This is a genomic window from Kaistia sp. SLG-1, from assembly GCF_059699055.1.
Genome location: NZ_AP048544.1, coordinates 1663777 through 1676786, shown reverse-complemented (window position 1 = coordinate 1676786; position 13010 = coordinate 1663777). Strand labels below are relative to the sequence as shown.

14 protein-coding genes are annotated in these 13010 nt (G+C 63.5%); 6 read left to right on the top strand and 8 right to left on the bottom strand.

Translation table 11 applies throughout. The features are described from left to right. The first annotated feature begins 50 nt into the window (after positions 1-50). Positions 51-476, top strand: a complete 426-nt coding sequence (locus AC6HZP_RS07420) for an Lrp/AsnC family transcriptional regulator (protein WP_201402995.1) — start codon at positions 51-53, stop codon at positions 474-476. 64 nt (positions 477-540) lie between these two features. On the opposite strand, the gene AC6HZP_RS07415 is transcribed toward AC6HZP_RS07420, so the two are convergent. The 6 genes from AC6HZP_RS07415 to AC6HZP_RS07390 all read right to left on the bottom strand — a co-directional run bounded on the left by AC6HZP_RS07415 (position 541) and on the right by AC6HZP_RS07390 (position 5198). Continuing rightward, on the bottom strand, positions 541-1500 hold the full coding sequence (locus AC6HZP_RS07415) for an arginase family protein (RefSeq protein ID WP_497526043.1): 960 nt from the start codon (positions 1498-1500) through the stop codon (positions 541-543). Positions 1501-1531: 31 nt separating this feature from the next. Beyond that, positions 1532-2221: an ABC transporter permease gene (locus tag AC6HZP_RS07410; protein ID WP_497526042.1), complete on the bottom strand. Its 690-nt coding sequence runs from the start codon at positions 2219-2221 to the stop codon at positions 1532-1534. Then, positions 2218-2907: an ABC transporter permease gene (locus AC6HZP_RS07405; RefSeq protein WP_201402992.1), complete on the bottom strand. Its 690-nt coding sequence runs from the start codon at positions 2905-2907 to the stop codon at positions 2218-2220. The genes AC6HZP_RS07410 and AC6HZP_RS07405 overlap by 4 nt, the downstream gene beginning before the upstream one ends. Positions 2908-2916: 9 nt before the next feature. Beyond that, a complete protein-coding gene (locus AC6HZP_RS07400) occupies positions 2917-3681 on the bottom strand; it encodes a transporter substrate-binding domain-containing protein (RefSeq protein ID WP_497526041.1) in 765 nt (254 codons plus the stop codon). Positions 3682-3777: 96 nt separating this feature from the next. Continuing rightward, positions 3778-4551, bottom strand: a complete 774-nt coding sequence (locus AC6HZP_RS07395) for an ABC transporter ATP-binding protein (RefSeq protein WP_497526040.1) — start codon at positions 4549-4551, stop codon at positions 3778-3780. A 32-nt stretch (positions 4552-4583) separates the two neighbouring features. Further along, positions 4584-5198 carry a helix-turn-helix domain-containing protein gene (locus tag AC6HZP_RS07390; RefSeq protein ID WP_201402989.1) on the bottom strand — a complete coding sequence of 205 codons (615 nt, stop codon included), beginning with the start codon at positions 5196-5198 and terminating at the stop codon, positions 4584-4586. Positions 5199-5758: 560 nt separating this feature from the next. On the opposite strand from AC6HZP_RS07390, the gene AC6HZP_RS07385 reads away from it, so the two are divergent. The 3 genes from AC6HZP_RS07385 to AC6HZP_RS07375 all read left to right on the top strand — a co-directional run bounded on the left by AC6HZP_RS07385 (position 5759) and on the right by AC6HZP_RS07375 (position 7804). Further along, the gene (locus AC6HZP_RS07385) at positions 5759-6694 is read left to right on the top strand and encodes a LysR family transcriptional regulator (protein ID WP_497526039.1); all 936 of its coding nucleotides are present in this window, start codon (positions 5759-5761) and stop codon (positions 6692-6694) included. 151 nt (positions 6695-6845) lie between these two features. After that, on the top strand, positions 6846-7556 hold the full coding sequence (locus AC6HZP_RS07380; RefSeq protein ID WP_497526038.1) for an SDR family NAD(P)-dependent oxidoreductase: 711 nt from the start codon (positions 6846-6848) through the stop codon (positions 7554-7556). 11 nt (positions 7557-7567) lie between these two features. Beyond that, complete coding sequence (locus AC6HZP_RS07375; protein WP_497526037.1) at positions 7568-7804, top strand: tautomerase family protein; 237 nt, start codon at positions 7568-7570, stop codon at positions 7802-7804. 115 nt (positions 7805-7919) lie between these two features. On the opposite strand, the gene AC6HZP_RS07370 is transcribed toward AC6HZP_RS07375, so the two are convergent. Further along, positions 7920-8609 carry a Crp/Fnr family transcriptional regulator gene (locus tag AC6HZP_RS07370; protein WP_497526036.1) on the bottom strand — a complete coding sequence of 230 codons (690 nt, stop codon included), beginning with the start codon at positions 8607-8609 and terminating at the stop codon, positions 7920-7922. 46 nt (positions 8610-8655) lie between these two features. Next, positions 8656-9333 carry a Crp/Fnr family transcriptional regulator gene (locus tag AC6HZP_RS07365; protein ID WP_497526035.1) on the bottom strand — a complete coding sequence of 226 codons (678 nt, stop codon included), beginning with the start codon at positions 9331-9333 and terminating at the stop codon, positions 8656-8658. 303 nt (positions 9334-9636) lie between these two features. Between AC6HZP_RS07365 and AC6HZP_RS07360 the strand changes: the two genes are divergently transcribed. Continuing rightward, on the top strand, positions 9637-10572 hold the full coding sequence (locus AC6HZP_RS07360) for a formylglycine-generating enzyme family protein (RefSeq protein ID WP_497526751.1): 936 nt from the start codon (positions 9637-9639) through the stop codon (positions 10570-10572). After that, positions 10556-12940 (top strand): arylsulfatase, encoded by a 2385-nt coding sequence (locus AC6HZP_RS07355; protein ID WP_497526034.1) that lies wholly within the window; start codon positions 10556-10558, stop codon positions 12938-12940. Before AC6HZP_RS07360 ends, AC6HZP_RS07355 begins: the two co-directional genes overlap by 17 nt. Positions 12941-13010 lie beyond the last annotated feature (70 nt).

Here is a 13010-nt window from a genome sequence, read left to right as displayed (position 1 = left end):
GAAATGCGTGCTATGCTAAGCAGATTGCCAGTAGAGATTGGACGTTTTGCATGTACCAGCTCGACGAGCTCGATCGACGGATGATCGACGTCCTGCGCAGTGACGGACGCGCCCCCGTGTCCAAGCTCGCCGACATTCTGGGCGTCACGCGCGGCACGGTGCAGGCGCGCATCGACCGCCTTCTGGATAGCGGCGCGCTGCTCGGCTTCACGGTACGCGTGCGGCAGGACCATGACGCCAACGCGATCCGCGCGGTGATGATGATCGAGGTGGCGGGCAAGTCCACCACGGCGATCATCAAGCGCCTGCGCGGCATGCCGGAGCTTCATTCGCTCCACACGACGAACGGAAGCTGGGATCTGATCGCGGAAATCCGCGCTTCCTCGCTCCACGATTTCGACCGCGTGTTGCGCGAGGTCCGCCAGATCGACGGCATTCTCAACAGCGAGACGAGCATTCTCCTGAGCTCGGTCTGAACGCGAAACGGCCCCCCGCGCGGGTACGCGGGAGGCCGTTCGATTGGGATGACGGTGAAGGCGATCAGGCCTTCTGGCGGGCGATCAGGCCGAGTGCCGTCGTGATGACGCGCGCGAAAGTCAGGGCGCCGATGCCGTCGACGTCGCGCTCCGGCATGAACTCCACGAAGTCGATCGCCGCGATCCGGCCGCGCGCCGCCGCGCCCCGGATGAGGTCGGTGACTTCGTCATAGGAGAGGCCGCCGGGCGAGCGGGCGATGACGCCCGGAACCAAGGCCGGGTCGATCGCGTCGGCATCGATGCAGACGATGATGTCGCTTCCCTCGGGAATGAGGTCCAGCGCCTTCTGGACGCCCGAACGGTGGAGTTCGCGCGCCGGAACGAAGGACACGCCCCATTTCACGGCATCCTCGTAGTCGCTCGTCGCGGCCGAGCCGATGCCCCGCGCGCCGACCTGCACGATGCGCTCGATATGCGCCATCTCGGAGGCGCGGCGCATGGTGGAGGAGAGCCCCATCGGCTCGTCCATATGCGTTTCACGCCAGTCGATATGAGCGTCGATCTGGAGAATGGTGAACTTCCGGTCACCGGCCGTGTCGCCGATCGCCTGAAGCATCGGGATCGGGATGGAATCGTCGCCGCCGAGAAGCACCGGCACGGCGTTCCGCTCCAGGATCGTGCGCACCGCGCCGCGGATCGCGTCGCGATTGGCGGCCCCGTCCGCTTCGTCGAAGGGAAGGTCGCCGCAATCCACCGCGCGAAGGCGCCGTTCGGGGAAGACCTGACCGCCGCTGTCGAAATCGTGGCGTTCGAGATTGGCCGTAAGCGGCGCCGTCGCGCGGCGCAGCGCGTCCGGCGCGTTGCGGCAATAGGCACCGACGGAGCGGTAGGGCGTCGCGCAGGGAACGCCGAGGATCGCGATCGGCGCGTCCAGGGCGCTGAGGTCGTCGCAGGCGTCGAGGCCGAGGAAGGTCGAGGTCTCGCCCGCGCCGAACAGGGCGCCGAGATCGGGCTTCTGGTTCATGGAAGGATGATCCTTGCTGGAAAGGGCGCGGTCAGAGCCGCGCCTGGAGGTAGCCGGCCCAGCGGTGCTGGGCGTATTGGAAAAGGAGGACTAGCACGAGCGTCAGCACGAGATAGATCGCGGCCGCCGTCACGTAGGGCTCGAACATGATGTAGTAGTTCAGCGCGATGTTGCGGGCGACGCCGGTGACTTCCAGCAGCGTCACGGTGCTGGCGAGCGACGTCGCGTGGAGCATCATAACCGTCTCGTTGCCGTAGAGCGTCAGCGAGCGCGTCAGCATGGCCGGCAGGAGAATGCGCCGAGCCCGGGTGAAGGGCGACATGCCATAGGCGCGCGCCGCCTCGATCTCCCCCACCGGCAGATGTCGAAGACTGCCTGCGAAGATCTCCGTCGTATAGGCCGTCGTGTTCAGGACGAAGGTCAGGATGACGCAGACGAGCGCGCTCGACAGCCACGGCCAAAGGAGACTTTCGCGCACGAGATCGAACTGCGCGAGCCCGTAATAGATCAGGAACAGCTGGACAAGCAGCGGCGTCCCGCGAAACACCAGCGTATAAAGCGCGATCGCATTGCGCAGGAACGCGTTGTGCGAATTGCGCCCGAGCGCCAGCGGCATCGCCAGAACGAAAGAGATGGCGAGCGAGGCGACGGTGAGGATCACCGTCAGCTTCGCGCCCTCGGCATAGAAGCCGAGATTCTCGACGATGATGTCCCAGCTCATTGGGCAAGTTCCTTCACGCCGAGCTCATAGCGCTTGGCGGCACGGGAAAGGATGAAGAGCGAAATGGCGGTGATCGTGAGATAAAACCCGCCGGCGAGAAGGTAGAAGGTGAAGGGCTTGGCCGTCGCCTCCGCCGCGCCTTTGGCCCGGAACATGACGTCCTGGAGGCCGAGCAGCGAAACGAGCGCCGTAGCCTTGGCGAGCACCAGCCAGTTGTTGGTGAAGCCGGGCAGCGCGAGGCGCATCATCTGCGGCAGGAGGATGCGCCAGAAGATGCGGATCCGTCCGAGCCCATAAGCTTCGGCAGCCTCGACCTGGCCCTTGGGAATGTTCATCAGGGCGCCGCGAAACGTCTCGGCCATATAGGCGCCGAAGATGAGCCCCAGCGTCGCGGCGCCCGCCGCGAAGGGGCTGAACTCGATATAGACGTCGTAACCCCAGTCCTGCGCCGCCTGGTTGAGGAGCGCGGGCAGCGAATAGAAGACGAGAAGCATCATGACGAGGTCCGGGATGCCCCGGACCACGGATGTATAGAGCGTGGCGGTGACGCGCAGCGCCCGCGAGCGCGAAAGCTTGGCGAGCGCCGCCGCGATGCCGATCACGACGGCCAGTATCAGGGACACGAAGGCCAGCGACAGGGTGATCCACCCCGCCGCCAGCACAGATGCGACATAGCCGCCGAGCATCGATCCGCCTTAGTTCTTGCCGAAATACTTGGCGTCGATCGCCGCGAGCTCACCGTTCTCGCGGATCTTGGCGAGGCCGGCATTGATTTTCGCGAGGAGGTCGGCGTTGCGGCGGTTGATCGCGATCGCGACGCCCTCACCGAATTCCGGCGCGTCCTTGCCGGTGTATTGCGGGCCGACGAGCTCGAATTTCTCGGCGTTGTCGCCGTTGAGGAAGGCGTGCGTGATCTGCGCCTCGTAGCTCATGTGGAGATCGGCACGTCCGGCGGTGAGCTCCAGATAGGGGGCGCTGCCGCCGTCGTAGCGCTTAATCGTCGCCTTCGGGAAGGTCTTGGTGACGAAGGCGTCCATCGGCGTGCCGGTCTGGACGGCGATGATCTTGCCGGCGAGCCCGTCCGGGCTGACGTCGAGATTGGCGCCCTTCTTGGCGACGAAGCGGAAGGTCGGGTGCGAATAGATATCGCTGAAGGCCATGATCTTGCGACGCGCGTCGGTGACGGTCAGCTGCGAGATCAACACATCATACTTGCCGGCGGTGAGGCCGGGGATCATGCCGTCCCAGGCGGCGGCAATGATGTTGCAGTCGAGTTCAGCCGCCTTGCACACGGCGCTCATCAGCTCGATGTCGTAGCCGACGAGCTTGCCGTTCGCGTCGACGGACTCGAAGGGCGGGAAGGTCGCGTCGGTCGCGATCGTCACCTGCTTGGCGATCGCCGGCGAAAGCGAGGCCAGGGCGATGAAGCCGCTGAGGAAGAGGGTGGAAAGCTTGGTCATGGGAAGTCTCGTTCTCTGAAAGGGATTATTGGCATTCCATTCGGCGCCGGGCCCTGGCGTCGAAATCTCGTGAGCCGCCCTCGACGCGGCGATGGTTCAGGCCTGGAGACGGCCTGCCAGAAACTGTCGGAGACGCGGGCTCTCCGGGGTGCCGAACAGAGCCTCGGGCGAGCCTTCCTCCTCGACGCGCCCCTCGTGCAGGAACATGACCTTCGAGGAGAGATGGCGCGCAAAACCCATCTCGTGCGTGACGACGACCATGGTCCTGCCTTCCTCGGCGAGCGTCTGCATGACACGCAGCACCTCGCCGACGAGCTCGGGATCGAGTGCCGAGGTCGGCTCGTCGAAGAGCATCACGTCGGGCTCCATGGTGAGCGCGCGGGCGATTGCAACGCGCTGCTGCTGGCCACCGGAAAGCTGCGAGGGATAGCGCTCGTGGGTTTCAGGCTTGATGCCGACCTTGGCGAGATTGGCCTTGGCGCGCTCCACCGCTTCCTTGCGGGATACGCCGAGCACGCTGACGGGAGCCTCGGTCACGTTGTCGAGGACGCTCATATGCGACCAGAGGCAGAAGTTCTGGAACACCATGGCGAGGCGCGAGCGAATGCGCTGCAGCTGGCTGGCGCTTTTCGCGCGCAGGGTTCCGTCGCGCCGGTCAGGCACGAGGTCCAGGACCTCGCCGTTGACGCGGATCGTGCCACTGTTCGGCCGCTCCAGCATGTTGATGCAGCGCAGGAACGTACTCTTGCCCGACCCGGAAGAGCCGATGATCGAGATGACGTCGCCCGCCGCGGCGTCGAGGCCGATGCCCTTCAGGACTTCGGTTTCGCCGAAGCGCTTGTGAATGTCGGTGACGTGGAGCTTCTGCATGGGCGGACTCAACGAAAAGCTTGGAAGGCCGGTCAGGCCGGGGGCGGCACGATCATCCAGAGCGTGACGCAGGGCTCGCTCGCGGACGGATTTTGCCAGGTATGCGGAATCTTCGGGTCGAAACTCAGCGTGTCGCCCGAGGTCATGTGGTAGTCCTCGCCGCCGACGGAGATGTCGAGCTCACCGCTGATGACGTGGACGAGGTCGAGATCGGCGCGGATGGCATAGGCCTCGGGGCCGGACCCGCCGCCCGGGTCGATCACGGAATGGAGCGTCATCATGTGCTCGTTGCCGACGCCGCCGACGATGCGCTCGCGCATGCCGACACCGCCGAGATTGATCGGCGCGCCCTGCCCGGCCTTGACGAAGCTCGTCGCCGGCGGATCGAAGATCGCACCCGGCTTCACGTCGATCGCGTCGCAAATGCGCAGGAGCGATGCGATCGAGGCCTGTACGAGATCGCGCTCGAAGCGGCTGAGGAAGGATTTGCTGACGCCGGCCTTCGCCGCCACGGCATCGATCGAAATGTTCTTCTGCTGACGGAATGCGCGCAGCCGCGCACCGACGTTGAAACCGTTCGGGGACGCAGGCACATCCTCGACCGCAGGCTCTGTCGTATCGTCACAGGTGGTGGAAGACCGTTCCATCCGCCCTCCGAAGGTTGCTCTATAGGCAACTTTTCATCAAACGGAAGGGAACGCAACACTGGTTTTCTATGAACGAATGATTTCTTGCAGGTTGCTCATGAAGAAACCAGTCTGCTTAAACTCGCGGCAAGTCCTTCGCCGTTTCTGCCACTTTGGCGGGCCAGACGCCATTTGGAAGCAGGGAGAATCCTGAACCCGAATGGCTCTAGGCCGTCACAGCCTCAGCAGCGGCATGAACAGCCCCGCGTTTCGTAGACATCATCGTGTCCATGGCGGCAAGGCAGGCCTGTTGGCGGATGTCTCGGCCGACGGTAAAGCGCTGGCGACCGTTTGCTCTGCATCATGACCGGCAGGAGCCCTGGATTACGACTAGCCAGGAATCTTCGCGGCGGAGCTGATCCTGCTTTGTCAGTTCATGCGGGAAGCGGCTTGAATTGCCGTCATTTGACACGCATCCTTCCGGCTATCGGCATAACGGCCGGGAACAGTATGAACTTGTTGCTCCCTGGAGCCGTCTTCGCTCGGGGCCGGCCACAGCGTTCCGCGATTGGGAAGGATACATGGACCGTATCGAGGCAATGAGGGTGTTTGTTGCGGCGCTGGACGAAGGAAGTTTGGCGGCTGCTGGCCGCAAGCTCCAGCGTTCGCCCGCTGCGGTCAGTCGGGCCATTGCCTTCCTTGAGCATCATGTTGGCGCCGAACTGCTTCATCGCACCACGCGATCGATCAAGCTCAGCGAGGCAGGCGAGCGATACGCCGCGGCGTGCAGGCGTGTCCTGATCGATCTCGAAGAGGCCGATATGTGCGCGACAGGCGAGCGCGCCGCGCCGCGCGGAACCCTGACGATCACGGCGCCCCCGATCAGCGGCGAGGAAATCCTGCGCCCGGTCATTGATGCGTTCCTCGACGCCTTCCCGGCCGTGACCGTGAATCTCATCCTGGTCGATCGTTCGGCCAATCTCGTCGAAGAGGGCATCGACGTGGCGCTTCGCGTCGCGCAGTTGCCCGATTCCTCGCTGGTTGCCGTTCGGGTGGGCGGCGACGTCAAGCGCGTGATCGTGGCCTCGCCGCGCTATCTGGCCGAGCATCCGCGCATCGTCGAACCGGCGGATCTGACCAAGCATCGCATCGTCACCACCACGCACTTCGGACATGATGCCTGGGTATTCCCTCCGCCTCCGGGCGGCACGATCGCGCGCTCGATCCATTTCAAGCCCCGGCTCGTGGTGAACAGCGTTCGCGCCGCGCTCGCCTCGGCAGTGGACGGGTATGGCGTCACGCGCCTCTATACCTACCATGTGGCGGAGCGGGTGCAGGACGGCTCGCTGAAGATCCTGTTGCGCGATGCGGAGCCCGCCCCTCTTCCCGTGCATCTCATCACCCCGGAGGGCCGAACTCTGACCCCCAAGGTTCGTGCATTCGTGGATTTCGCGGTTCCACGACTACGAGCGGAGTTTGCGCGGCTCTCAGCCCAAGCTGACGCCCTCGCGGAATAGTCGCTCATCATTCTTCCGATTGAAGGAAGGATGCCTGCCGAGGAGCGGTTATTCAGTCGATCGACGATCAATCCGATGTTGATGACCGACCCGAATGGAAGGGTCGACGGCAGCAGCTGACCTGCCGGAACTCATTCACTAAGGACTGATCATGAGCAATGAACAAAAGGTCGTCGTCATCACCGGCGGCTCGCAGGGGATTGGCGCCGCGCTGGTCAAGGCCTATCGCGAACGCAACTTCCGGGTCGTGGCCACGTCGCGCTCGATCAAGCAGGGCAGCGATCCCGACATCCTCGCCATTGCGGGCGACATCGGTGATCCGGCCACCGCGAAGCGCATCGTCAGGGAAGCACTGGACCGCTTTGGCCGGATCGACACGCTGGTGAACAACGCCGGTCTCTTCATCGCCAAGCCGTTCATCGACTATACTGCCGAGGATTTCGCGTCGAAGATCTCGACCAACCTCGCCGGTTTCTTCCACATCACGCAGGCCGTTGCGGCCGAGATGCTGAAGCAGGGTTCCGGCCATATCGTCAGCATCACCACGAGCTTGACCGACCATGCGATTGCCGGGGTGCCCACCGTGCTGGCCAACCTGACCAAGGGTGGTGTCAATTCGGCGACGAAAGCCCTGGCGATCGAATATGCGGGCAAGGGCGTGCGCGTGAACGCCGTGTCGCCCGGCGTCATCAAGACCCCGATGCATGCCCCGGAAACCCATGCGTTCATGGCGGGCCTGCACCCGGTCAGGCGTATGGGCGAGATCCGCGACATCACCGACGCCGTGCTTTACCTCGAAACCGCGAGCTTCGTGACGGGCGAGATCCTGCATGTCGACGGCGGCCAGAGCGCCGGTCACTAAGGGATGCCGCAATGCCCATCGTCACCATTCAAATCACCCGCGAAGGCTCGGCTCCGGGCCGTGATGCGGCCACGGCCGAGGAAAAGGTCAGGCTCATCGCCGGCACGAGCCAGCTGCTGCTCGACGTGCTCGGCAAGCCCCTCGATTCGACGTTCGTCGTGATCGAAGAGGTCGAGCTGGAAAACTGGGGTTGGGGCGGATTGCCCGTTCCGGAACTGCGCCGGCGCCGCGCCGCCGAAAACACCTGATCTCGAGGGCCGCCGCTCCGGTGGCGGCCCAACCTCGCTCAGGCTCAACGCGAGGCATCGCGCTGGTCAGGGCAAAACGCCCCGCTTCGGCTTAAACCGGAAATCGGCTTTGACCTCAACGAACGTCCTCATTGCCGAAGAGCCGCAACGCTTCGGCATTCAGGACTGTGATCGAACCATAACTGGTCGTCAGCCATCCGTTGGCGGCAAATCGCTTCAAGGCGGCATTGACCTGGCGGCGGGACGCCGAGGCCATCGTGCCGACCTCGGTCTGGGTCAACAGGACCTGATGGCTGCTCCACGTCATGCGCTGCAGCACCGAGGCTATCCTGCGATCGGGATCCTGCTTTTGCAGATCGTGGACGATCCGGATGAGCACGCCGACGCCGCTCAGGAGATTCTGGCAGAAATTGCGAATGACCGTGGGATCGGCAGCGGTCATCTGGGCCATCTGGTCGAGCGGCAGATGCATCACCCAGGTCTCGACCACTGCCCGCAGTTCGAGACGTCGCGGCTGGCGGATCAGATAGCTGTCTTCGCCGGTCCAGGAACCCGGTACGCCCATGTGGACCAACTGCGGAGCATCACTCTGCGGCGCGGTATTGACGGCAACGACGCCGCTCACAAGGCCATAGATGCCTCCGAGGTCATCACCGAAGTGATAGATGACCTCATCCGGCGCGAAACGCAGCAGGACGGAGCGTCGAAGGACCTCGCTCCGGAAAGCTTCCGGTTGCGTCGACAGCCATCCGTTCTGCCGGAGAATGGCCTCTGCGTTTGCTCTCTTGTTCAATGTCACGCTCATGAACCACCGCCTCGTATGGAGAACCGCTCCGCCTGGACGGGTTGGCCTAGTCGTCTTCGGTGGAAAAAAGCCGCAGCTTCTCGGGATTGAGGATGGTGACCGAACGATAGCCGGTCCTCAGCCATCCATAGTCCGCAAAACGCTTCAAGGCGGCATTAACCTGCCTTCGTGACGCGCGGGCCATGGTGCCGATCTCGGACTGCGTCAACGGGAGGGGATGCTCCCCGATCCACCGCGCCCGCTGCAGAACGGAGGCAATCCTGCGATCGGGATCGACCCTCTGCAGGTCATGGATCACCCGGATCAGGGCGTCGACATTAGTCATGATGATCTGGCCGAAGTTGTGAGCGACCATCGGGTCGGCATCGGCCATTTCATCCATCTGCTCAAGCGGCAGGTACATCAGCCAGGTCTCGACCAGGGCGCGTATTTGGACGCTCCGCGGCTGGCGCGCCAGGAAGCACCCTTCTCCGGCCCAGGCGCCCGGCGCGCCGACATTGATCAACTGCGGGATATGGTCTGGCGGAGCGGTGTTGATTGTCGTGACGCCGCTCACGAGGCCATGGATGCCTCCCAGTTCGTCGCCGAAATCGAAAATCAGCTCGCCCGGCTCGAAATGCACAAGGACGGAGCGCCGCAGGACCTCCTTCTGGAAGGCCTCGGGCTGATGGGACAGCCAGCCATTCTGCCGGAGAATGGCCTCGGCGGCGTCTCTTTTGATCAATCGTGGGCTCATATGGAGCCCATAGCACATTCAAACCAAGAGATTGTTCCAACGGAACAGTCTCGTCCTACGGATGCGCGACCGTCCTGCCGCGATTGCATCCATCGGAGCCAGTACCTTGGCTCCGTCAATGCCGCCGCAGTCGCGAATTGTGCGATCGGGACAGTCTCGATCACTACGCCCTGTATGGGTTCGCCGGGATCGCGGATGCGCTCGCGATCGTGACGCAGATCGACGGGAAGGCTGGCAATGCAGGGCGAGACGGCTCAGACGGACTTGTCATCGGCGAGCGCGCGCGCTGGCATGATTTTCGTGCGGGCCGGAACCTTCTGGATGGGCTCGGATCATCATTACCCCGAAGAGAAGCCGGCTCATCGTGTCAGCGTCGAGGGCTTCTTCATCGACGAAACCCCTGTCACCAACGGACAGTTTGCCGAGTTCGTGGCGGCCACCGGATATCGCACGTTTGCGGAATTCGCGCCGGACCCTCGAGACTATCCCGGCATCTTGCCAGAGATGCTGTATGCGGGCTCGCTCGTCTTCCGAGAGCCGATCGGGCGCGTCGATCTCGGCGACTGGTCGCAATGGTGGAGCTTCCTGAAGGACGCCAATTGGCGCCAGCCTTATGGACCACGCAGCAGCCTTGCCGGGCTGGACGATCATCCCGCCGTCCATATCAGCCACCACGACGCATTGGCCTACGCTCGATGGAAGGGCAAGGATCTTCCCACGGAAGCCGAGTGGGAATTTGCCGCTAGAGGGGATCTCGACCGGGCCGAATACGCCTGGGGCTCGGAGCTGACCCCGGATGGTCGGCATATGGCCAATACGTGGCAGGGATCGTTTCCGACGGTCAATCACAAGCTCGACGGATACGCCCGCACGTCACCCGTAAAGGCCTTTCCGCCCAATGGATACGGTCTCTACGACATGATCGGGAACGTCTGGGAGTGGACGTCCGACTGGTACGCTCCCAAGCACGAAGCGGACGCGGCGAAGGCCTGCTGCATACCCCAAAACCCTCGCGGAGGGCTTGAGTCCGCCAGCTACGATCCGTGTCTCCCCCACATAAAAATCCCGCGGAAGGTTCTGAAGGGCGGATCGCATCTGTGCGCGCCGAACTACTGCCGCCGCTATCGACCCGCAGCCCGCCATGCCGAAGCGATCGATACGTCGACAAGCCATGTCGGGTTCAGGTGTGTTGTTCGAAATGGAGAAGTGAATGAACCGGCCTCCTAGTCACCGATTCAGAGCGCGCTGGTTGGGCGTAAGCACGTCGCTCCTGATGTTGGGATCCCCCGTCGCAGCTCAGGAATCGCTGCCGTTTCCGCCGACGCCCTCCGGCAGCAAGGCCGGTCCGACGATCGCGGAATCGACCTACAGCCCGCTGCCGGCGGCGTCGCATCTTCCGGCCAACGCACCGAATATCGTCGTTATCATGCTCGACGACGTGGGCCCGGCGCTTCCGAGCACCTTCGGCGGCGTCATCAATACAAGCACGTTGAGCCGCGTTGCCGGGGACGGGATCACCTATAACCGCTTCCACAATGCCGCGATGTGCTCCCCCACCCGAGCGGCGCTGCTGACCGGGCGCAATCACCACCGCGTCGGCTATGGCCAGATCGCCGAACTGGCGAATGACTGGGATGGCTATTCCGGCCGGATCCCGCGCACATCCGCGACCGCGGCGAAGGTCCTCGGCTATTATGGCTACGCGACCAGCGCCTTCGGAAAATGGCACAACACGCCCGCCAACGAGACCACGGCCGTCGGTCCCTATACGAACTGGCCGGCGGGCCAGGGAATCGGCTTCGACTACTTCTACGGCTTCCTTGCGGGAGAATCCTCGCAATGGGAGCCTGCGGTCGTCGAAAACACGGTCCGGGTGAATCCGTCCGAGGGCAAGGACGAGTATCATTTCACAGAAGACATGACCGACAAGGCCGTCTCCTGGATGAAGCAGGTCCACGCGCTGACGCCGGAGCGGCCCTTCTTCATGTACTGGGCCCCCGGCGCTTCCCATGGTCCGCATCACATCTTCAAGGAATGGGCGGACAAGTATAAGGGCCAGTTCGACGACGGCTGGGACGTCATGCGCGAGCGCGTCTTCGCCCGCCAGAAGGAACTCGGCTGGATCCCGAAAGACACGGAACTGACGCCCCGGCCGGCGACGCTCGCCGCATGGGCCGATATTCCCGAGGATGAAAAACCATTCCAGCGTCGGCTCATGGAAGTGTTCGCCGGATACACCGAACACGCGGACGCGCAGGCAGGCCGGCTGATCGATGCCCTGGACGAGCTCGGCATCCGCGACAATACCCTCGTCTTCTATATCTGGGGCGACAACGGCTCGAGCGCGGAAGGCCAGAACGGCACGATCAGCGAGCTCCTGGCGCAGAATGGCATTCCTTCCGAGGTCAAGGATCACATTCGCACGCTGAACGAGCTCGGCGGCCTGGATGTGCTCGGGTCGTCCAAAGTGGACAACATGTACCATGCCGGCTGGGCCTGGGCTGGCTCGACGCCGTACCGGTCGACCAAGCTGATCGCCGCGCATTTTGGCGGCACGCGCACGCCGCTCGCGGTGTCCTGGCCAAGCCGGATCAAGGCGGACAAGACGCCGCGTCCGCAATTCCACCATGTCAACGATATCGTGCCGACGATCTACGACATCCTGCACATCACGCCGCCGAAGCTCGTCGACGGCGTCAGCCAGGATCAGCTCGACGGCACCAGCATGACCTATTCCTTCGCGTCCCCGACGGCGCCCGACCACAAGAAGGAGCAGTATTTCGAGGTCATGGGCAGCCGCGCCTACTACAAGGACGGTTGGATCGCTTCGGTATTCGGGCCGAGAGTGCCCTGGCAAGCCGGCATCGATCCTTCGATCATGAAATGGTCGCCGAAGGACGATGTCTGGGAGCTCTATGATCTCAACAAGGATTTCTCGCAGGCGAAGGACCTCGCGGCCGCCAATCCCGACAAGCTCAAGGAGCTGAAGGATGCGTTCGACGCGAGCGCGAAAGACAACAAGGTCTATCCGGTTGGCGGAGGGCTGTGGTCCGTCGTCTTCCATCCGGAAGACGCTCCGTCCAATCCCGCCAAGACATTCAACTACACACAGGAGGTCGTCGGCGTTCCCGAGTTCACCGCGCCGCGACTGGGTTCACGCAGCACCCTCGTCACGATCGATGCGGATTTGCAGCCCGACTCGAAGGGCGTGCTCTACGCGCTCGGCGCCGTCTCGGGCGGTGTCGCCCTGTGGGTCGAGGACGGCAAGCTCCACTACGAGTACAATCTGTTCGAGATCGAGCGGACGCAGCTGGAAACGTCCGCCCCGCTCCCGACCGGAAAGGTCAAGATCGAGGTCGAAACGCGCAAGGCCAGCGACGTCCGCCTGGCGCCGCTCGACATCGTCATCCGCGTGGATGGCAAGGAGGTCAGCAAGGGGCGTGTCCCGCGCTCGACAGCGCTTGCCTTTACCGCCAACGACGCCTTTGACGTCGGCCGGGACAGCTATTCCCCCGTCTCGCTCGCGTATTTCGACCGCAAGCCCTTCGCCTTCAATGGCACGATCCAGCATCTGAAGGTCGAATACCTGGACTAGGCACCGATCAACGGGAGGCGGCGAGCACAACTCGCCGCCTTTCGACGCATCGCACGGGGTCGGCCTTCAG